The following is a 19,760-nucleotide window of genomic DNA, read 5'->3' as shown; positions in this document are numbered from 1 at the left end:
CGTCATCACCGTGCGGTCAGTCGCCGATCCCGGCGAGCTCCCGCAGCCGACGGGCCTGCGCCGCCCGTTCGGCCGAACGCTGCTCGTCGAAGGAGCGCCCGGCGGCGCCCTGCAGCAGCGCCTTGGTCTCGATCACCGCGCCGCGCGGAGCGGCCAGCAGGGCCGCCGCGAGGTCCCGGGCGGCGGCGTCCAGCTCCTCGCCCGGCACCACCAGGTTGGCCAGTCCGATCGCGGCGGCCTCCTCGGCCCCCACCCAGCGGCCGGTCGCGCAGATCTCCAGCGCCCGCGCGTAGCCGACGAGTTCGGTGAGCGGCTTGGTGCCGGCCAGGTCCGGGACGAGGCCCAGCGAGGTCTCCTTCATCGCGAACTGGACGTCCTCGGCGACCACCCGCAGGTCGCAGCCGAGGGCCAGCTGGAAGCCCGCGCCGACGGCGTGGCCCTGGACCGCCGCGATGGAGACCAGGTCCGGGCGGCGCCACCAGGTGAAGGCCTCCTGGTACGAGGCGATGGCGGCGTCCAGCTCCTGGTCGGTGGAGGCGGCGAGCTGGAGGAAGGTGGGCTCGCCCGGGATGCCCTCGGGGGTGAACATGGCCCGGTCCAGCCCGGCGGAGAAGGAGACCCCCTCCGCGCGCAGCAGCACCACCCGGACACTGCCGGGAAGGTCGCACCCGGCGTCGGCGAGGGCGCGCCAGAGCGCGGGCGACTGGGCATTGCGCCGCTTGGGTCGGCACAGGGTCACGACGGCGAGTTCACCGTCGATCTCCAGGCGGACGCCGTCCCGCTCCCAGCTCGGGGCCTGCGGGTCGGTGGCGGGAGCGGTCATGCGGGGAACCTCCGGTGGCGAGGGACGTGGCTACCGGAGAGTAACAAACCTCGACGCGCAAGGGCAGGGGCCCCGACCGGGAAGGATCGACGGGGCCCGGGGCACTCGGCGGGGGAACGAAGACGACGGTCCCGGGAGAAATGAACGGACTTCGGAAAACGGGGGACGGACGACACCCCGGACATGACGATCGGCGGCCGGTCCACACGACCCGAGGGCGGACGCCCGGCTGAATGGTCAACCGTCGTCTCCTCGGTCGGCGTCCTGCCGCCGCGTCATCCAGCCAATGGCTGACGAACCGTCAGGAACTGGCCCCGGCAGTCGCTTTGTTCTTGCCCCGCGTGGCACCGCCGCGGCCCCGGAGAATGACTCCGGATTCGCTCAGCATCCGGTGCACGAAGCCGTACGAACGACCGGTCTCCTCCGCGAGAGCGCGAATGCTCGCCCCGGAGTCGTACTTCTTCTTGAGATCGGCCGCGAGCTTCTCACGCGCGGCACCGGTCACCCGGCTGCCCTTTTTCAGAGTCTCGGCCACCCGTGCCTCCTCGTAGCGTTGCTCGGTCAGATTCCCATGATCACCCATCCACCGCGTCCTGGCCACCCATTCGACAAGGTCGATGTCGGAATTGCGTGGTCCACCGGTGGTGATCCGAGCGCAGCAGGGCGCTCACACAGAGTGCGCGCCCCCGGACTGATGCCGCTGTTTGCCGAAAAAGAGCTGATCAGCAGCGTCGGCCCGACCACGATCGAGTGGCGGGCCGACGGAAAGTCCTTAAACGGAATCCAGGTCTACTTCATTCCCGGACACGCCGAAAGGACTAGATATTCTCATCCAAAAAGCGGATCTCGCGTCTACTTCCGGTCAGGCCAGCGAGACCAGATCGGCGTAGCCCGGGTTCCACAGGTCCTCCACGCCGTCCGGCAGCAGGATGATCCGCTCCGGGTCGAGCGCCTCGACCGCGCCCTCGTCGTGGGTGACCAGCACGACCGCGCCGGAGAACTCGCGCAGCGCGCCCAGGATCTCCTCGCGGCTGGCCGGGTCGAGGTTGTTGGTGGGCTCGTCGAGCAGCAGCACGTTGGCGGAGGAGACCACCAGGGTGGCCAGCGCCAGACGGGTCTTCTCACCACCGGAGAGCACCCCGGCCGGCTTGTCCACGTCGTCCCCGGAGAACAGGAAGGAGCCGAGGATCTTGCGGATCTGCACCAGGTCGGTGTCCGGCGCGGCCGAGCGCATGTTCTCCAGGACGCTGCGGTCCGGGTCGAGCGTCTCGTGCTCCTGGGCGTAGTAGCCGATCTTCAGGCCGTGGCCCGGGATCACCTCGCCGGTGTCCGGCGCCTCCACCCCGGCCAGCATCCGCAGCAGGGTGGTCTTGCCGGCACCGTTGAAGCCCAGCACGACGACCCGGGAGCCCCGGTCGATCGCCAGGTCGACGTCGGTGAAGATCTCCAGCGAGCCGTAGGACTTGGACAGGCCGCTGGCGGTCAGCGGGGTCTTGCCGCAGGGGGCCGGGTCGGGGAAGCGCAGCTTGGCGACCTTGTCGTTCACCCGGACCTGCTCCAGGCCGGAGAGCAGCTTGTCGGCGCGGCGGGCCATGTTCTGCGCGGCCACCGTCTTGGTCGCCTTGGCGCGCATCTTGTCGGCCTGCGCGTTCAGGGTCGCGGCCTTCTTCTCGGCGTTGGCGCGCTCGCGCTTGCGGCGCTTCTCGTCGTCCTCGCGCTGCTGCTGGTACTGCTTCCAGCCCATGTTGTAGACGTCGATGGCGGAGCGGTTGGCGTCCAGGTAGAAGACCTTGTTGACGACCGTCTCGACCAGGTCGACGTCGTGCGAGATGACGATGAAGCCGCCCTTGTACGTCTTCAGGAAGTCCCGCAGCCAGACGATCGAGTCCGCGTCCAGGTGGTTGGTGGGCTCGTCGAGCAGCAGCACGTCGGAGTCCGAGAAGAGGATCCGGGCGAGCTCGACGCGGCGGCGCTGACCACCGGAGAGGGTGTGCAGCGGCTGGGCGAGGATGCGGTCCGGCAGGCCCAGCGCGGCGGCGATGGTGGCGGCCTCGGCCTCGGCGGCGTACCCGCCCTTGGTGAGGAACTCGGTCTCCAGCCGGGCGTACTTCTTCATCGCGTTGTCCCGGGTGGCGCCCTGGCCGTTGGCCATCCGGTCCTCGTTCTCGCGCATCTTCTTCAGCACGGTGTCGAGGCCGCGGGCGGACAGGATGCGGTCCTTGGCGAGGACGTCCAGGTCGCCGGTGCGCGGGTCCTGCGGGAGGTAGCCGACCTCGCCCGAACGGGTGACGGTTCCGGCGGCCGGCAGGCCCTCGCCGGCCAGCACCTTGGTGAGCGTCGTCTTGCCGGCGCCGTTGCGGCCGACCAGGCCGATCCGGTCACCGGCGGCGACCTTGAAGCTCGCGGACTCGATCAGGATCCGGGCACCGGCACGCAGTTCGAGGGCGTTGGCGGAAATCATGGCTGGGGACTACTCCTGGGACGTGGGCGGGCGGCCGGGTGCGACGGACCCGGGGCCGGGTTGGCATGAGGGGGGCTTCATCGGCGGTCGGCGCGGCCCTCGCGGCGCCGACCGCCCGCTATTGCCCGGAGAAGATAGCCATGACGGCAAGTCTACCGGGCCCCGTACCGCCCCCGGGGAAGTACCGCCCAGGGGTATCCACCGGCCCGCCGGCCCACCGACCGGAGGCCGTCCCGGCTACTGGGGCTGCCCGGCCGGCTGGTCCCCCTCGGGGGCTCCGGCGGCCGCCGGGGCGTCCGGGGCCGGGTTCCCGGCCGGGTCCTGGCCGGCGGCCGGGTCCGCCGCGCAGCCGCCCTGCGGCCGGACCGCCGCGAACGGCGCCCCCACACTGCCGCAGGCCGTCTCGGGCGCGGCCGCCTTGGTGTCGAACACCCGGGGCGGGACGACCGGGCCATCGGTGATCTCCACCCGGCTGCGGTCCAGCACCTTGACCGTGGCCGTCGGGCCGGTGCTCGTCGACCAGCCGTTGCTGTCCAGCCGGTAGCCGGTGATGCCGCCGGAGACGGCCTGCCCGCCGCTGTTGGTGCAGGTGCGCGGGATCAGCACGGCGTAGTCGGTGTGGACGGCGCGCAGCGGGTCGTAGACGCAGCCGCCGGAGGGCTTGTCGTTGTAGCGCAGGTCGCCGTCGGCGTCGCGCAGGCCCATGGTGAGGTTCGGGGTGACCAGGGCCAGCCAGGGCGAGCCGTCCCGCTGGACGGTGTGCAGCGCGGCCGCGGCCCGCTGCTTGGCGAGCGCCTTGCGCTGGGCCTCGGTCCGCTTGTCGGCGCCGGGCTCGCCGTCGCCGTGCAGCCAGTCGGCCAGGCCGGGCACCACCCGGTGCCAGCGCACCTCGTGGTCGCCGGGGCGCACCGAGGTGACCATGCCGTCGTCCCAGACCACGATCGCGTTGTCGCCGGCCATCGCCAGGTAGAGCGCCTCGACGCCCTCGCGGCGGTAGGACCAGGCCTGCTCGCCGGTCTGCTGGTGGAAGGCCTCCAAGCCCGGGCCCACCCGCAGGTCGAGGTCGGCCGAGCCGAGCGACTCGGAGTTCACCGGCGTCGCCCCCGCATCGCCCGGTCCCGCGACCCGGTCGCCGAACGGCACCGGCTTGTTCGCGTGCGCCGCCGCCCCGGCCGCAAGGACCAGCACCACCGCCGAGGCAGGCAGGATCGAGCGGGGGGTCAGTACACGCAGAGGCTTCCAGGACACGGCCGGAGCGTACCTTTCACCGGGTACGCGAGTCAGCCCGGTTCCGCCCCCGCCGGGCCCCGCCGGGCGTCCGCCGGGCCCCGCGCGCCCTCCCCGCGCGCCCGCCCGCCCACCTGCGCCGTCGGGGCCGTGGCCGCTCCGCCGGGTCCGCCGGAGCGGGCCGGACGGGCCCGGCCGGACCGTTACAGATCTGATACCTGAGCACCGGCCGCCGGCCGTTGCGGCAGACGGCGTTCGAATGGCGCCCACTTTAGGGTGACATTCGGCTTTTTCGTCCCCCTTCGGGCCTACTGTCGGCCAGCGGGGCGTCACGGTCCGTCCACGCCGAGACCGTGCGCCCCGCCCACGCGACGTCCGGAGGAGAGCACCATGCGAATCGGCCGCCTGACGCTGGCCGCCGCCACCCTGCTGCTGATGGCCACGGCCAGCGTCCCGGCGGGGACGCCGTTCAGCCAGACCGAACGGCACACCCTCTCCTCGGACGCCGTCGAGCCGCGCGGCGCGGCCCCCCGCCCTCCGGTCCAGCGCCCGAACCACGAGCCGCCGTTCGGCGCCTTCGTCGGCTCCTGGGACAACCACATCCCGCAGATCCGCCAGTACGCGCAGTGGCTCGGCGACGCGAACATGCAGGTCGGCCACACCTATCTGGCGGGCAACGACTGGAGCGACATCGAGGGCGAGGCGATGGTGCTCGGCCTCTGGTCGCAGTGGCGGCAGGCCGACCCGTCCCGGCTGCTGGTGCTCGGCGTGCCGATGCTGGTGCCCAACGAGGCGAACGTGCCGGACGGCGAGGTCGCCAGACTGCTCGCCCAGGGGGAGCGCGGGGACTTCGACGCGCACTTCCTCAAGCTCGCGCGCCGGCTGGTCGCGCTGGGCGGCGCGGACACCGTGCTCACGCTCGGCTGGGAGATGAACGGCACCACCTACACCCACCGCTGCAAGCCCGACCCGTCCGCGTGGAAGGCGTACTGGCGGCGGATCGTCGGGGTGATGCGCTCGGTGCCCGGCCAGCGCTTCCGCTTCGACTTCGCCCCCAGCCGGGGCCTGGACGCCGTCCCGTGGACCAAGTGCTACCCCGGCGACGACGTGGTCGACATCATCGGCATGGACAGCTACGACCAGCCCGCCGGCGGCACCTTCGACGACTACGTGCGCGAGCCGTACGGCCTCCAGGACCAGGTGGAGTTCGCCGCCAAGCGCGGCAAGCCGGTCTCCTACCCGGAGTGGGGGCTGTTCCGCAACGGCGACAACCCCGAGTACGTGCGCCGGATGGTCGACTGGATCCGCACCCACGACACCGCCTACCAGACCGTCACCGACTACTGTCCGCACGGCTTCTTCGAGTGCGACCGCAATCCCCGCTCGGCGACGACGTTCAAGCAGCTGATGTCCGGCTCGAAGGGGGCCCCGGCGCCGGAAGGGGTGCCGGCGCCGCCCACCGCCCCGGCACCGGCTCCGGAGGACCCGCCGGACGCGCCCGCCGTACCCGCCGCCCCCGCCGTACCCGGGGGTGGCGCCACCCCGAGCCGGGCGGCCAGCCCGTCGACCCGTCCGACGGCCCCCAAGCCGACGCACAAGCCGACGGGCGGCGCGCGGCACGCCCGGCACTGAGCGGTCAGCTGCGGCGGCGGGCCAGCAGCGCCTCCTTGAGGCGGGGGAAGCGGGTGCGCAGCTGGTGCGCCGCCGCCTGCCGGGCGCGCACCGCCCCGGCCCGGACGGCGGCCGCCGGTGCCGCCCCCGCCGGGCCGAGCAGCAGCCGCTGGTTGGCCAGCTGGTCCGGCCGCCAGCGCTGCTTGTACGGCTCCTGGCCGCGCAGCAGGCCGAGCAGCGGGACGCCGGCGCCGACCGTCTCGTCCAGCGCCGCGCTGAACAGCAGTCCGGCGATGTCCAGCCGCTCGCGCAGCACCGGGTGCGCCCCGTACATGTACAGCCCGCCGAAGGACGGGCAGAGCAGCAGCAGGTTGACCGCGACCAGCTGGCCGTCCAGGTGGAACTGGTGGACGGCGGCCCGGCCGGCGGCGACCAGTCCGGTGCTGGACTCGGCCAGGTGCCGGGCGAACCGCTCGGTGCGGTGCTCGGGCGTGACGCCGCGCGCCTGCCACTGCAGGAAGTGCAGCCGCAGCATCGCGTCCAGCGCCTGCGGCACCTCCGCCACCGGGGTCGAGCGGACCTCCACCCCGGCCTCGGCGATCTTGCGGAGCTTCACCCGGCTGCGCTGGGCGGTCTTGCCGGGCACCCGCTTGAGCAGCCGGTCCATCGGGACGGCCGGCAGGTACTGGCAGAGCGAGTCCTGGTAGCGGCGGCGGCTGCCGCGCCAGTGCCCGTACACCCGGTGCACCGCCGCCCCGGGGTGCACCTCGCGCAGCTCCAGCCAGTGCCAGGGGCGGGTGAGCGGGAGCGCGGCGGCGAACTCGGCGGCGGCCCGGTCGGCGCACTCGTCGTCGAGCAGGACGTCGGTGTAGTCGACCAGCCCGCCGCCGAGGCCGGTCAGGCCGCCGAGCGGCCCGCCGCGGCGCACGAAGGCGCCCGCGCCGACCAGCCGGCCGTCCCGGCGGACCAGCACCACGAGCAGGCCGCCGGGGCGGCCGTAGTGGCGCCACCAGGAGCGCTGCCAGTCCGCGGCCTGGAAGAAGGTGGCGGTCCGGCAGCGGGCGGCCAGGTCGTCCCACTCCTCGGCGAGGGCGTCCAGGGCGTCGTCCTCGCAGCGCAGCTCGGTGGTCCAGGCCGGCGCCGTCGCCTGGGCGGGCAGGCCGCCTCTGCGGGTCTCGGTGCTCATCGACCGCCCCCGACCGGGGCCTGCTCAGTGGTGGCCGGGGCCGGCGCCTCGGCCGGGGGCTGCTCCGCCGCCGGGGGCTCGGCGGCGGCCTGCGTGTCGGCCTTCCCGACGGGCTTCCCTGCGGGCTTCTTCTCGGCCTTCTCCGGGGCCTTCACCGGCGCCTTCACGCTCTTGGTCCCGGCCTTGGGCTCGGCCTCGGTCTTGGGCTCGACCTTGGGACCCGCGGCGGGCTTGGGCTCGGTCCCGGCCCCGGCCGGCTCCTCGCGGCGCGGGCGCGGGGTCGCCGGGACGGCCACCGGCGCGGACGCGGCGGGGGCCTGCGGCACCCGCGCGGCCCGCGGCACCTGCGGCTCCTGCGGCGTCGCGGGGCTCCCGACGGCCTCCGGCGCCGCCGGGGCACCCCGGCGGCGGGTCATCATCACCAGCGCGCCCAGCAGCAGCCCGGTCGCGCCGCCGACCGCGACGTCCAGCCTCCCGGACGGCGTGGTCGGCCTGTCCGGCGCGGCGGCCGGGGAGAGCGTCACCAGCCGGACGTTGGTGTCCTTGCTGCTGGTGTTGGCGAAGGCGACCAGCGAGCGGGCCACCGCGTCGGCCGTCCGGGCGGCCTCCTGGGGGCGCTCCCCGGTCCCGGTGATCTCAATCATCGGGGCGTCCGGGGAGGTCGTCCCGTGCACCAGGGCCTCCAGCTCGGACCGGGTGTGGCCGGTCTCGGCGGCTGCCACCCCGAGCACCTGCGGCTGCCCGGCCAGCCGGCCGTACGCCTGGGCGAAGTTGGTCGCGATCGCGGCCTCCCCGGGGTTCTGCGCGACCACGAGGACGTAGGCGTTCGCGGCGTACGACGGGGACGCGGCGACGGCGTACCCGGCGCCGACCGCGGCGCCCAGCGGAACCGCGAGCACCACCGGCCACCAGCGGCGGACCAGGCGGCGGGCGCTTCGGCGCGGTGTGGTCATGGGTGTTGCTCCTTGGGTCTGGTACGGCGGTTCCGGCGGTGGCGGGCGGTCAGACGCGGGCCAGCCGGTCGTAGAGGGCGCCCAGGTCGGCGGCGACCCGGACGATGTCGTAGTGGCCGACGGCCGGGGGGTGCGGCAGCGGGTCGGCGGTGTGCCCGCTGAGCGGCCGCAGGTCGCGCAGCGCGGCGGCGTAGGCGGCGGGCTCGGAGGGGACGCGGCGGGCCTGCGGGGCGGCCCTGGGCGGCAGTTCGTCGAGCGCCGGGCAGGCGCTGTAGCGCACCGGCAGCCCGGCCGCGAGGCCCTCCAGGACGCCGAGGCCGAAGGTCTCCGCGGTGGAGGGGGCGGCCAGCACGTCCAGGGCGGCCAGCAGTTCGGGGACGTCGTCGCGCTCCCCGGTGAGCACCAGCCGGTCCCGCACGCCGAGTTCCTCGGCCCGGCGCTCCAGCGCGGCGCGCTCCGGACCCTCGCCGACCAGCACCAGCCGGGTGGCCGGGTCGAGCTCGGCGAGCGCCTCGACCAGCACCTCGAAGCGCTTGCCGGGCACCAGCCGGCCCACCCCGCCGACCACCCAGCCCCCGTACGGCAGCCCGAGCTCGGCCCGCAGCCGGCGGCGGACGGCGGCCCGTTCGGCGGGCGGGAGGCGGTAGCGGGAGGTGTCGATGCCGTTCGGGATCAGCTCGATCCGGGCCGGCGGGACGCCCCAGGAACGCAGCGTCTGGGCGACCTGGCGGGAGACCGCGACGGTGGTGCTGCCGAGCCGTTCGGCCGCCAGGTAGAGGCCCTTGACGCCCCGGGTGACCGGGCGGCCCTCGATCACCCCGGCGTGCAGCGAGTGCTCGGTGGAGACCACCGCGCGCACCCCGGCCAGCCGGGCGGCCGTCCGGCCGTACAGCTGGGCCCGGTACAGGTGGGTGTGCACCAGGTCGTAGCGGCCGGCCCGGACCAGCCGGACCAGCCGGGGCAGCGCGCCGAGGTCCCGGTTGCCGCGCATGCCGAGGTGGTGGACGGTGACGCCGTCGGCGCGCAGCGCCTCGGCGACCGTGCCGGGGTTGGTCAGGGCGAGCACCTCGCACTGCTGGTGCGCCGGCAGGTGCCGCAGCAGCAGGTGCAGTTGGCGCTCGGCGCCGCCGGCGGCCAGGCCGGTGACGATGTGCAGCACCCTCATGGCCGGGGCTCCCGGCGGGCGTGGCGCAGCCCGGTGACGGCGTCCCGCAACCGGTGCCGACCCTGCTTGGCGCGCAGCCGCCAGGCGCCGTCGCGGTCGCCGACGTAGCAGCGGGGCAGGGCGAAGCGGCCGGTGAGCGGGGAGTGCGCGATGGCGCAGGCGTGGTCGTACCCGGCGTCGCGCACGGCCAGGGCGGCGGGCAGGTCGACGGCGCCGTACGGGTAGCAGAAGCCGGTGACCGGGCCGCCGACGGCCTCCTCCAGCAGCCGCCGGCTCTCCCGGGCCTGGACGGCGAGGGCCTCGGGCGGCAGGCCGGGCAGCGCCCGGTGGCCGAGGCCGTGCGAGCCGATCTCCCAGCCGGCGCCGGCGAGCCCGGTGACCTCCTGGACGGTGAGCAGCCGCTTGCGCGGGCCCTCGGTGTCCCAGCCGTTGTCCCGGCCGAGCAGGTCGGCGACCACGTACGCGGTGGCGGTGAAGCCGTACGCCTGGAGGGTCGGCACCGCGTACCGGGCGATGTCGGCGTAGCCGTCGTCGAAGGTCAGGCCGACCAGCCTGTCGTCCCGGCCGAGGGCGTGGGCCCGCATCAGCTCGCGGACGGAGACGCCGCGCCGGCCGCTCCGGTACAGCCAGCCGATCTGTTCGGCGAACCGCTCGGGGCTGACGGTGAGCCGGTAGGGGTCCTCCTGCTCGACCGCCACCGAGTGGTACATCAGGATCCACGGCGAGGCGGAGCCGGGGACCGGCGGTGCGCCGAGCGGGTGGCGGCTCCTGGGCGGTCGTGCCCGGTCCGGCGGTGCGCTCTGGAGGCCTGCCCGGGCCGAACGGACGGTTCCCCGTTCATTGTCCATCGGGACGCTTCCCTTCTTCGGCGGCGGTTGGCGGGTTCCGGACGGGCCCCAGGGCCCGGGCGAGGGCGAGGACCGGGCCGCGCACCTCGCGGGCGCCGAGCCCGGTGCCGAGGGCCGCGAAGGCCAGCGCCACGGTGAGGCCCCCGAGGAGGGTCGACAGCAGGGGGTCGGCGGCCAGCCCGGCGGCGGCGGTGCCGAGCACGGTGGCCCCGGCGGCGGCGGCCACCAGCCGGCCGTGGCCGCCGAGCACCCGGTGCAGCCGCAGCGGGATGCCGCGCAGCACCAGGCCGTGCAGCAGCAGTGCGGCGGCGGCGGTGATCCCGGCCGCGTTGCCGGCGGCCAGCCCCAGGGCGCCGAAGCGGGGCGTGGCGAGCAGGCCGGTGGCGACGGTGACGCCGAGGCCGAGCACCATCGCGGCGGCCGGGTACCAGTCCAGCAGCCGGCGGCCGTCCTCGGCGCCCGGGTCGTCGGCCCGGCGGACCACCGGGCGCAGCGAGAAGTACGGGCGGACCATCACGCCGATCAGCGCCTGGGCGGGCAGGCCGAAGCTGTACACCCGGATGACGTCGGCGGTGGCGGCGGTGTCGTGCGGGCCGAAGGCGCCGCGCTCGAACAGCAGCGAGACCACCGAGGGGGCGCAGGCCATCAGGAAGGCGGTGCCGAACAGGACGACGGCCGCCGCTTGGCCGAGGTCCTTCTCCACCCGGTCGCGGGCGGCGGTGAGGTCCCCGGCGGCCAGCGCCCGGGCGACCAGCGGGAAGGTGACGGTGCAGATCAGCAGGCCCGCCGTCATGGCGAGCTGGGAGACCTTGGCGGCGTAGTTGAGGTGCGAGATGGTGCCGGGCGGCAGGGCCGAGCCGAGGTAGCGCTCGACGAAGACCTGGGACTGCCGGGTGAGCGTGAAGGCGGCCACCGGCAGCAGGGCGAGCGGCATCAGCACCAGGGCCCGGCGCGAACGGCGGCCCCGGCCGGTGCCGGGCGGGCCCTGGCGCAGCCGGCGCAGGAACGGGCCGACCAGCAGACCGGCCATCAGCAGGCTGCCGCCCGCGACGCCGAGGGCGGCGGAGCGCACGCCGAGGTAGGAGTGGAGGCAGAGCAGGACGGCGAGGATGCCGAGGTTGTAGGCGACGTAGATGCCGGCCGGGGCGGTGAAGCGGTGGTGGGCGCGCAGCGCGGCGGCCAGGTAGCCGGCCACTCCGAAGGGCAGCACGGTGACCGCGGTGATCCGGGTGCAGGTGACGGCCAGGCCGGGGTCGGTGAGGCCGGGGGCGAGCAGGTCGACCAGTTCCGGGGCGCCCAGGGCGACGGCCAGGGCGAGGCCGCTGAGCGCGAGCAGCAGCCAGGGCAGGGTGGCGCGGACCAGTTGGCGGACCGGGTCGGGGGCGTCCGGGTCCTCCTCGCGCAGCACCAGGGCGAGGGCGAACGCGGGCACCATGAGGAAGGACATGGCGTCCTCGATCAGCAGCGGCGCGGCGGTCTCGGGGACGGTCCAGGCGACCAGGAAGGCGTCGGTGCCCTGGTTGGCGCCGAAGTAGCGGGCCAGCAGGAGGTCGCGCAGCAGGCCGAGGCCGGAGCCGGCGGCGCTGAGCACGGCGGTGATGCCGAAGGCCTTGGCGAGGAAGCCGCGCCGGGGGGCCGGGTGGGGCCCGGCGGACGGGTCCCCGCCGGGGGCGCCGCGGGGGGCGGGGAGGGGGGAGGCGACGGCGGCGGGCCGGTCGGTGGTCACCGGGCCGCTCCGGTGGTAGCCGGACCGGCGGCGGGGTGCCCGGGGTGCTGTGCGGCCGCGCGGGCGGCGAGGCCGAGGACGACGGAGGTCAGCACGGTGGTGGTGCCGCCGATGTCGGAGTACAGGAAGTCGACGAGGACCCAGGTGAGCAGGGCGAGGGCGGCGAGCCCGGGGCCGCGGCGGTGGCGCAGGCAGCCGATCAGCAGGGCGAGGAAGAGCGCGGCGTAGGCGGTGATGCCGATCAGGCCCTGCTCGCTGAGCACCAGGAAGTACATGTTGTGCGGGGAGAGCAGGGGTTCGCGCTGGAAGCCGATGGTGGCGTCGGCGGCGTCGCTGCCGGAGGACAGCCGCAGCGGGGCGTGGCTGTCGCGCAGCTGCTGGAAGGCCTTGGGGCCGGCGCCGTGCACGGGGTGGTCCTGCCAGATCCGTCCGGCGGTGGACCACAGGTCGTACCGGTCGGAGACGGACTGGTCGGGGGCGGCGGAGACGGAGCCGATCGAGCTGAGCCGCTTGGTGACGCCGGAGCCGCCGAGGCCGAGGCCGCCGACCAGGACGACCGCGGCGGCCAGGCCGAGGACGGCGCCGCGCACCAGCAGCCGGGCGTCGACGCGCAGCAGCAGGACGGTAGCGGCGAGGCCGGTGGCGATCCAGCTGCCGCGGCTGAAGGAGACGGCCAGCGGGAAGGCGAGGAAGGCGGCGGCGGCGAACATCGCGCGGCGCAGCCGGGCGTTTCCGGCGGATCCCCGCTCCCCGAGGGCCAAGGCGAGGGCGGCGAGCAGGCCGAAGCTGACCACGCTGGACATCGCCATGATGTCGAGCGCGCCGAAGGTGCCGACGGCCCGGATCGGCTGGCCGGTGTAGGAGGCGCCGGTGTGGGTGAGGTACTGCTTCGCGCCGACCACGCCCTGGACCAGCGCGGCGAGGACGAAGGAGCCGAGCACCAGGCGCTGGTCGGTGCGGTCGCGCAGGGCGCAGAGGACGGCGGCGGGGACCAGGACGAACACCTGGGCGAGCCGGACGAAGCCGGTGACGCTGGCGGCCGGGTCGGTCGAGCCGAGGGTGGCGACGGCGGCGGCGACCACGATCCCGCCGAACAGCGCGCAGGTGGTGCGGCTGACCGCGGGCAGCCGCCCGCGCAGCAGGTTGAGCGCGGTGAGGGCCACCAGGGCCAGCGAGGCGAGGTCGGCGGCGGTGACGTGGACGGCGGCGGCGACGTCCTTCTCCCCGGTGGGCACGCAGACCAGCAGGACGGTGGCGGCGGCCAGCGGGCTGGTGCGCTCGGTGAGCGCGGGTAGGGCCGCCCGTAAGGCCGGGCGGGGGAAGGCGGGGAGGGTCAGGGCCACGAAGGGGTCAGCTCCCGTCCGGGTGGAGCATCAGGGCCGCGGTGCGGCACAGGATCTTGACGTCCTGCCAGAGGCTCCAGCTCTCGATGTAGCGGTTGTCGAAGCGGGCCCGGTCCTCGATGGAGGTGTCCCCGCGCAGGCCGTTGACCTGGGCCAGGCCGGTGAGGCCGACCGGGACGCGGTGGCGGTCCGCGTACTCGGGGTAGGCCTGGCCGAACCGCATGACGAAGTACGGCCGTTCGGGGCGGGGGCCGACCAGGCTCATGTCGCCGCGCAGGACGTTCCACAGCTGGGGCAGCTCGTCCAGCGAGCTCTTGCGCAGCAGCCGGCCGACGGCGCCCATCCGGTGGTCCTGGGAGATGTTCCAGCGGGTGGCGGACTCGTGTTCGTTGCTCGGGCGCAGGGTGCGGAACTTGAGGACGGTGAAGACCCGGCCGTCCAGGCCGGTGCGCTGCTGGCGGAAGAGCACGCCGGGGCCGGTGTCGAAGCGGACGGCGAGGGCGCAGAGCACCAGGACGGGGGCGAGCAGCAGCAGGCCGATCGCGGCGGCGGTGACGTCCAGGGCGCGCTTGGCGGCCCAGCCGGGGCGGCGCATCGCGGGGCTGCCGAGCCGCAGGCAGGGGAAGCCCCACAGGTGGTCGCCGCCGGTGATCGGGGCGGCGGGCAGCGAGCCGTACTCGCGCAGCGCGGGCACCAGCCAGACCTGGCAGCCGAGCCGGGCGGCGTCGCGCAGGGTGGCGGCGGTCTCGGCCTCGTCGGCGGCGCCGGCGGTGGCGATCACGTGCTGGACGCCGTGCCGGCGCACCTCGCGCTCCAGTGCCTCGCGGCCGCCGAGCACGGGCAGGTCGGTGTCGCCGGGCAGCAGCGGCGGGTCCGCGTCGAGGAAGCCGACCGGGCGCATCCCGTACTCGCCGTGCGCGCGGAGGGCGGCGGCGACCCGGCGGCCGAGCCGGCCGGCGCCGAGCACCAGGACGGGGCTGGGGCGGCTGCGGCGGATCCGCCGGACCAGGTGGTAGAGGACGGCGCGGCCGACGGCCACGATCAGCAGCTGGGCGCCGAGCAGGACGGTGAGCCGGGCCGGGCTGGCCGGGCCGCAGTCGGGCCAGTGGCCGCCGAGGCCGCCGGACAGGGTGACCGCGAAGGCGGTGGCGACCACGGCCCGGGCGGACAGCGCGGGCAGTTCGTCCAGGACGGACAGGGTGAGCCGGGGGCGGTAGAGGCCGCCGGCCAGGTTGAGCAGGAGCAGCAGGGGCAGGACGGCGGGGACGCCGAGCAGCGGGTCGAGCGGGGCGGCCGGGTCGAAGGCGCGGTTGGCGATGCCGCCGGCGGAGCACAGCGCGATGACGTCGGCCTGGACCAGGGCGAGTGACAGGGCCAGCCGGGAGCGGACCGTCCCACGGGACCGGTGCTGCGGCGGGACCGTCCGGAGGTGCGCCGCCCCCGCCGGCCGGTCGAGCAGCCCGGTGCCGGGCCGGCGGGGGCCGGACAGGGGTCCGCTCGATCGCGGCACACTCTCGTGGTCAATGGTCATCAGCGCACGATCTCCCCTGCTGTGTGCCCGGGGTGACGGTGCCCCGGCACCGGTTGGCGCGGGGCGGCCGTCCCGGCCCGGTGGGCGCGGTCCTGACAGCACCTGCTGCCGCTCGCGGCTTCCGGATGTCCGGCGGCGGGGCCGATCGCAAAGGAACTGGTCACGAAGAAGTCGGTCGCGAGGGGCCCAGCCGTGAATTCCCGACATGAAATCCGAACGAAGCAGGCAAAATCCGACAATACAGAACCGGGCGGTACAGGCCGGAAGTTGACTTGCCGATTCATTCCAGCCGCCCATTAATAGGTATTTCGGATTTGACGCCTCGCCTCCCTATCCGGCCGAGGGTGCGAATACGACAACGCCGGAAACGGCGGGCATTCACGGCATGTGAAACGATCAGATCCGCTCTGGGACACGGGCCCGGCGCCGCCCCGCCGCCGGTCCCGCGCCCAGCAGGTGGCGGTAGAGGACGTCAACCTGTTCGACCACGGTGCGCACGTCGTGCCGGCCCACCACGTGCTCGCGCAACCGGGCGCCGCGCCGCTCGCATTCGATCGGATCTGACAGCGCGTCCCCCATACGGGTGGCGAGGGCCCGCGCGTCCTCGGGCGGGACCACCGCGTGCGCCAGCTCGGACGGCGGCAGGCACTCCCGGGCGCCGGGCACGTCGGTCAGCAGCACCGGACGGGCGGCCGCCATCGCCTCCAGCGGGGCCAGCGCCATCCCCTCCCAGCGTGACGGCAGCACCACCAGGTCGGCCGCCGCCAGCCACGGGCGCGGGTCCGGCACGTCCCCGACCAGCCGGATCCGGGCGGGCTCGGCGGTCTGCCGGACCAGCTCCGCGACCCGCTGCTCCTCCGGCCCGCCGCCGACCAGGGCCAGCCGGGCCCTCGGCACCCGGCGCAGCACCTCCGGCCAGGCGGCCAGCAGCACGTCCTGGCCCTTCTGCCGGCACAGCCGCCCGACGCACACCGCGAGCGGGGCCTCCAGGTCCAGGCCGAGCGCGATCCGGGCGGCGCGGCGGTCGGCGGGCGCGTAGTGGCGCACGTCCACGCCGTTGGGCACCACCGCCCAGTCGGCGTGCAGCCCGGCCGCCACGCCGTCGGCCCGCTCCTGGACGCTGACGCACAGCAGCCGGTGCGACCAGCGGGTGGCGAAGCGCTCCCAGCGCAGCGTGGCGGCGGCCAGCGTGCCGTCGACGGCGGCGAAGGACCAGGCGTGCGGCTGGAAGACGGTCGGCACCGTGCCGTGCACCGCGAGCCGCCCGGCCAACCCGGCCTTGGCACTGTGCAGGTGGACCACGTCGGGCGCGGCCGCCCGGACGATCCGGCGCAGCCGCCAGGCCTCGGCGGGGGTGCCCGGGCCGGGCGGGCGCCGGGCGGGCCAGTCCTGGACCAGCGCGCCCACCGCGGCGGCCTCCGCGGCCAGCCGCCCGCCGCGCGGGCAGGCGACCAGCACCCGGTGGCCGGCCTCCCGCTGGCCCCGGACCAGATCGGCGACGACGCGGGCGACCCCGCCGTCCACCGGTTGGGAAATGTGAAGGATCGTCATATGCACGGCGGCGAGCCTAGGGTGGCCCACCGGTGCCGGGCGGCCCCCGTCACCCGCAGGTGGCGGTTCGGCCACCCGTACGGCTTTCGGCTCGTACGGGAGACCGAACCGCTCGAATCCCCGGGCGATTCGAGCGGTTCGATGGATCTACGCGCGCGAATCGCGCGGTTGGCGAATCCGGGGGCCGACGGACCGCGGTGGCCCCGGCGGACCCACGTGGACCTCGGTGGGCCTCAGCGGACCTCGGCGGGCCTCAGCGGACCTCGGCGGCCAGGTTGGCCAGCACCTGGTCGTGGATCCGGTTCAGGCCCTTCGGGGCGAAGGTGCGCTCGAAGAAGCCGCCGATGCCGGTGGCGCCCTGCCAGGTGGCGGTCACGGTGACCTTGGCGCGGCCCTCGCCGACGGCCGAGACGGTCCAGGTGATCACCATGCTGGAGTTGGCGTCCTTCTCGACCAGCTGGTCGGGCTCGGGCGCGGAGACGGTGAAGAGGCAGTCGCGCACCCGCTTCTCGGTGGCCTGGAGCTTCCAGTGCACCTGGGTGCCGGCACCGGTGCCGCCGACCCGCACCTCGTACTCGCTGTACTGCGCGGGCAGCAGCTTCGGGCGGGTCACCTGGTAGTCGGCCAGCGCCTCGTACACCCGCTCGGGCGCGGCGTCGTAGACCCGCTCGGTGGTGGCCTGCACCTGTCCCATGACCTTGCTCTCCTCATGTGGTGGGAACCGCTCTGTCCGGCAAGCCAATCACAGGGTCCAGCCCGCGACGCGGCGGGATAGGGTGGCCGGTGTGCTCGATCTGGTGACTGCTGTGCGCTACGTCGACCCGCTGCGGGCCGGCGGCTCCGTTCCGGGCGTGGTGGAGACCGACGACCTAGGCACGTACGTGGTCAAGTTCACCGGGGCCGCGCAGGGCCGCAAGGCGCTGATCGCCGAGGTCATCGTCGGTGAGCTGGCCCGGCGGCTGGGCCTGCGGGTGCCGGAGCTGCGGCTGGTGGACTTCGACCCGGCCGTCGCCGCGGACGAACCGGACGCCGAGATCCAGGACATGCTCAAGGCCAGCGCCGGGGTCAACCTCGGGATGGACCTGCTGCCCGGCGCGCGGGACTTCCGGCCGGGGATGATCACGGTGGACTCGGCCGAGGCCGGCCGGGTGGTCTGGCTGGACGCCCTGACCGGCAACGTCGACCGCACCGTGCACAACCCCAACCTGGTGGTCTGGCACGGGCGGCTCTGGCTGATCGACAACGGCGCCGCGCTGATCTTCCACCACCGCTGGGCGGGGGCCGAGGCCTCGGTCGGCAAGCGGTACGACCTCAGCGCGCACGCGCTCGGCGGCTCGGCCCCGGACGTCCGGCTGGCCGACGAGGAGCTCGGGCCGCTGGTCACCGTGCCGCTGCTGGAGGAGGTGGCGGCGCTCGTCCCGGACGAGTGGCTGGCCGGCGAGCCCGGCTTCGACTCGGTGGACGCCGTCCGGCACGCCTACGTCGCCCACCTCGCCGCCCGGGTGGTGCTCTCCGAGGAGTGGCTGCCGGAGGGCTTCGCCACGCCCGAGCAGCTGCGCGAGGCGGAGCGGCGGCGGGCGGCCCGGACCAGGGCCGGGCGGCCCGCCTGGCTGCGGGACGTACCGGACCTGCACGGCAAGCCGTCGGTGGAGACGGCCTGGGAGCAGTACGCCGACGAGGGCTAGCCGGGTTCGGGCCCGACGCGGCCGGAACGCCGACGGGTGGGAACGCGACCGGGGAGCGGACCCTGTGGGCCCGCTCCCCGGTTCTACTGTTCAGTGCTGTCCGCGGTCAGCGCGTCAGCGCCACCACTGGACCGCCTTCTCGGCGTTGACCAGGCCCGCGCCGTAGAAGCCGTTGTCGTTCGTGGTGCCCTCGCAGGTGGCCTTCCAGGCACCGGCGCCGCCCGGGTTGAACTCGCCCTTCGGGCACGGGACGGACTCGGCGTGGCTGGTCAGCATCTCGGTCAGCTCGTCCGGGCTGGCCCACGGGAAGGTGCTGGCGAGCAGCGCGACCACGCCGGCGACGTGCGGGGTGGCCATCGAGGTGCCCTGCATGTAGCCGTACTTGCCACCGGGGATGGTGGACAGGATGCGGCCGTCCTTGTCGGGGGTGTCCGGGAGCTGGAAGCGGCGGTCGCCACCGGGCGCGGTGACGGAGACGACGCCCTTGCCGTAGCTGGAGTAGTACGCCTTGACACCCTCGGAGCCCACCGCGGAGACGGCGACGACGCCGGGCAGCTCGGTCGGCAGCGACAGGCAGTCGTTGGTGACCGGGCGGGAGGCGGGGGTGGTGTCGTCCGGGCTGGCCACGTCGACGGTCTTGTGCGCCAGGTCGAGGTTCTCGTTACCGGCGGCGGCGACGTTGAGGACGCCCTTGCGCTGCGAGAAGGCGACGGCCTTGCGGACGGCGTCCGAGATGGCGGCCTGGTCCTTGTCCGTCTTGCAGTTGAACATCCACGGGTCGACGAAGTAGCTGTTGTTGGTCACCTTGAAGCCGTGCTCGCCGGCCCAGACGAAGCCGCAGACCGCGTTCTCCGGGTAGATGAACCCGCCGTCGTCGACGACCTTGACGGCGGCCAGCTTGACGTTCGGCGCGACACCGACGATGCCCTTGCCGTTCTTGGCGGCGCCGATGGTGCCGGCCACGTGGGTGCCGTGGTCGCTGGTGGTCGGCTGCCAGGCCTTCCAGTCGGTGTTCGTCTTGCCGTCGATGCAGGAGACCGACTGCGAGGCGTCCACGTTGGCGGCCAGGTCCTCGTGGGTGGCGTCGATGCCGGAGTCCAGGACGCCGACGGTGACGTTGCGGCTGCCGAGCGAGATCTTGTGGGCCTTGTCGGCACCGATCTGACGCATGTCCCACTGGTAGGCGTCGTAGGGCTCCTGGCCCGGGGCGGCCGCGGCGGCCGGCTCGGCGGCGACGTCGGCCTTGCCCTGGTCGGAGGCCTGGATGCCCTTGGTGCGGCTGGCACCGACCGAGTCGACGCCCTTGGCCAGGCGCAGCTTCTCGGCGAACTTGGTGTCGTTCGAGCGGGCGACCACGACGCCGACCTGCTCGTACGACTGGACCACCGTGCCGCCGAGGCCGGTGATGGCCTTCTCGACCTTCTGCACCTGACCGTGGTTGGCCTTGGTGTTGACGACGTAGCTCATCACCGGACCGGTCGTCGGGTCGGCCGCGGGGGCCGCGACGGCGGTGCCGGCCGGCAGCGCGAGGGCGCCGGCAGTGGCGAGCACGACGCCCACTGCCGCGTACCGGGTACCGCTGATCCGAGGAACACGCATGAGGGTTGGCCTCCCGAGTCGTCAAGGCGGCAGCTGCGGTGGCAGGTGCGC

General features: G+C 74.7%; 16 protein-coding genes. 2 read left to right on the top strand and 14 right to left on the bottom strand.

The features are described from left to right. Positions 1-16: 16 nt before the first annotated feature. The 4 genes from ACFCY1_RS03155 to ACFCY1_RS03140 all read right to left on the bottom strand — a co-directional run bounded on the left by ACFCY1_RS03155 (position 17) and on the right by ACFCY1_RS03140 (position 4,532). Positions 17-823 carry an enoyl-CoA hydratase/isomerase family protein gene (locus tag ACFCY1_RS03155; protein ID WP_375873300.1) on the bottom strand — a complete coding sequence of 269 codons (807 nt, stop codon included), beginning with the start codon at positions 821-823 and terminating at the stop codon, positions 17-19. A 301-nt stretch (positions 824-1,124) separates the two neighbouring features. Further along, a complete protein-coding gene (locus ACFCY1_RS03150) occupies positions 1,125-1,358 on the bottom strand; it encodes a helix-turn-helix domain-containing protein (protein ID WP_049658450.1) in 234 nt (77 codons plus the stop codon). A gap of 327 nt (positions 1,359-1,685) precedes the next feature. Then, positions 1,686-3,284 carry an ABC-F family ATP-binding cassette domain-containing protein gene (locus tag ACFCY1_RS03145; RefSeq protein WP_049658446.1) on the bottom strand — a complete coding sequence of 533 codons (1,599 nt, stop codon included), beginning with the start codon at positions 3,282-3,284 and terminating at the stop codon, positions 1,686-1,688. A 237-nt stretch (positions 3,285-3,521) separates the two neighbouring features. After that, on the bottom strand, positions 3,522-4,532 hold the full coding sequence (locus ACFCY1_RS03140) for a hypothetical protein (RefSeq protein WP_375873299.1): 1,011 nt from the start codon (positions 4,530-4,532) through the stop codon (positions 3,522-3,524). 369 nt (positions 4,533-4,901) lie between these two features. On the opposite strand from ACFCY1_RS03140, the gene ACFCY1_RS03135 reads away from it, so the two are divergent. After that, the gene (locus tag ACFCY1_RS03135) at positions 4,902-6,143 is read left to right on the top strand and encodes a glycoside hydrolase family 26 protein (RefSeq protein ID WP_375873298.1); all 1,242 of its coding nucleotides are present in this window, start codon (positions 4,902-4,904) and stop codon (positions 6,141-6,143) included. Between the two features lie 4 nt (positions 6,144-6,147). On the opposite strand, the gene ACFCY1_RS03130 is transcribed toward ACFCY1_RS03135, so the two are convergent. The 9 genes from ACFCY1_RS03130 to ACFCY1_RS03090 form a co-directional block, all read right to left on the bottom strand. Continuing rightward, a complete protein-coding gene (locus ACFCY1_RS03130) occupies positions 6,148-7,308 on the bottom strand; it encodes a GNAT family N-acetyltransferase (RefSeq protein WP_375873297.1) in 1,161 nt (386 codons plus the stop codon). Beyond that, on the bottom strand, positions 7,305-8,261 hold the full coding sequence (locus ACFCY1_RS03125) for a Wzz/FepE/Etk N-terminal domain-containing protein (RefSeq protein WP_375873296.1): 957 nt from the start codon (positions 8,259-8,261) through the stop codon (positions 7,305-7,307). Before ACFCY1_RS03125 ends, ACFCY1_RS03130 begins: the two co-directional genes overlap by 4 nt. Before the next feature lie 49 nt (positions 8,262-8,310). Continuing rightward, positions 8,311-9,426, bottom strand: a complete 1,116-nt coding sequence (locus tag ACFCY1_RS03120; protein ID WP_375873295.1) for a glycosyltransferase — start codon at positions 9,424-9,426, stop codon at positions 8,311-8,313. Next, positions 9,423-10,274 carry a polysaccharide deacetylase family protein gene (locus ACFCY1_RS03115; protein WP_079271934.1) on the bottom strand — a complete coding sequence of 284 codons (852 nt, stop codon included), beginning with the start codon at positions 10,272-10,274 and terminating at the stop codon, positions 9,423-9,425. The genes ACFCY1_RS03120 and ACFCY1_RS03115 overlap by 4 nt, the downstream gene beginning before the upstream one ends. Beyond that, positions 10,264-12,000, bottom strand: coding sequence for a lipid II flippase MurJ (locus ACFCY1_RS03110; RefSeq protein ID WP_074001613.1), 1,737 nt, complete (start codon positions 11,998-12,000; stop codon positions 10,264-10,266). The genes ACFCY1_RS03115 and ACFCY1_RS03110 overlap by 11 nt, the downstream gene beginning before the upstream one ends. Beyond that, a complete protein-coding gene (locus tag ACFCY1_RS03105) occupies positions 11,997-13,343 on the bottom strand; it encodes an O-antigen ligase family protein (protein ID WP_375873294.1) in 1,347 nt (448 codons plus the stop codon). Before ACFCY1_RS03105 ends, ACFCY1_RS03110 begins: the two co-directional genes overlap by 4 nt. Before the next feature lie 7 nt (positions 13,344-13,350). Then, positions 13,351-14,874 (bottom strand): sugar transferase, encoded by a 1,524-nt coding sequence (locus tag ACFCY1_RS03100; RefSeq protein ID WP_375873293.1) that lies wholly within the window; start codon positions 14,872-14,874, stop codon positions 13,351-13,353. Between the two features lie 396 nt (positions 14,875-15,270). Next, entirely contained in the window at positions 15,271-16,425 is a 1,155-nt protein-coding gene (locus tag ACFCY1_RS03095) for a glycosyltransferase (protein WP_375873292.1), read from the bottom strand. 253 nt (positions 16,426-16,678) lie between these two features. Then, positions 16,679-17,119: an SRPBCC family protein gene (locus ACFCY1_RS03090; RefSeq protein ID WP_074001617.1), complete on the bottom strand. Its 441-nt coding sequence runs from the start codon at positions 17,117-17,119 to the stop codon at positions 16,679-16,681. 91 nt (positions 17,120-17,210) lie between these two features. Here ACFCY1_RS03090 and ACFCY1_RS03085 point away from each other — a divergent pair, with 91 nt between their 5' ends. Next, positions 17,211-18,110: a HipA family kinase gene (locus ACFCY1_RS03085; protein ID WP_049659266.1), complete on the top strand. Its 900-nt coding sequence runs from the start codon at positions 17,211-17,213 to the stop codon at positions 18,108-18,110. Positions 18,111-18,224: 114 nt separating this feature from the next. On the opposite strand, the gene ACFCY1_RS03080 is transcribed toward ACFCY1_RS03085, so the two are convergent. Continuing rightward, complete coding sequence (locus ACFCY1_RS03080) at positions 18,225-19,709, bottom strand: S8 family serine peptidase (protein WP_049659264.1); 1,485 nt, start codon at positions 19,707-19,709, stop codon at positions 18,225-18,227. Between the last annotated feature and the right edge of the window lie 51 nt (positions 19,710-19,760).

This window comes from Kitasatospora sp. NPDC056273 (assembly GCF_042268845.1).
Taxonomy (GTDB): domain Bacteria; phylum Actinomycetota; class Actinomycetes; order Streptomycetales; family Streptomycetaceae; genus Kitasatospora.
The sequence above is the reverse complement of the archived record's forward strand: the minus strand, read 5'-3'. Positions and strand labels throughout refer to the sequence as shown.

Coding starts and splice junctions, on each gene's coding strand:
- ACFCY1_RS03135 (WP_375873298.1), top strand. CDS start 4,902: ATGCGAATCGGCCGCCTGACGCTGGCCGCCGCCACCCTGCTGCTGATG.
- ACFCY1_RS03115 (WP_079271934.1), bottom strand. CDS start 10,274: ATGGACAATGAACGGGGAACCGTCCGTTCGGCCCGGGCAGGCCTCCAG.
- ACFCY1_RS03130 (WP_375873297.1), bottom strand. CDS start 7,308: ATGAGCACCGAGACCCGCAGAGGCGGCCTGCCCGCCCAGGCGACGGCG.
- ACFCY1_RS03090 (WP_074001617.1), bottom strand. CDS start 17,119: ATGGGACAGGTGCAGGCCACCACCGAGCGGGTCTACGACGCCGCGCCC.
- ACFCY1_RS03080 (WP_049659264.1), bottom strand. CDS start 19,709: ATGCGTGTTCCTCGGATCAGCGGTACCCGGTACGCGGCAGTGGGCGTC.
- ACFCY1_RS03155 (WP_375873300.1), bottom strand. CDS start 823: ATGACCGCTCCCGCCACCGACCCGCAGGCCCCGAGCTGGGAGCGGGAC.
- ACFCY1_RS03145 (WP_049658446.1), bottom strand. CDS start 3,284: ATGATTTCCGCCAACGCCCTCGAACTGCGTGCCGGTGCCCGGATCCTG.
- ACFCY1_RS03100 (WP_375873293.1), bottom strand. CDS start 14,874: ATGACCATTGACCACGAGAGTGTGCCGCGATCGAGCGGACCCCTGTCC.
- ACFCY1_RS03120 (WP_375873295.1), bottom strand. CDS start 9,426: ATGAGGGTGCTGCACATCGTCACCGGCCTGGCCGCCGGCGGCGCCGAG.
- ACFCY1_RS03095 (WP_375873292.1), bottom strand. CDS start 16,425: ATGACGATCCTTCACATTTCCCAACCGGTGGACGGCGGGGTCGCCCGC.
- ACFCY1_RS03125 (WP_375873296.1), bottom strand. CDS start 8,261: ATGACCACACCGCGCCGAAGCGCCCGCCGCCTGGTCCGCCGCTGGTGG.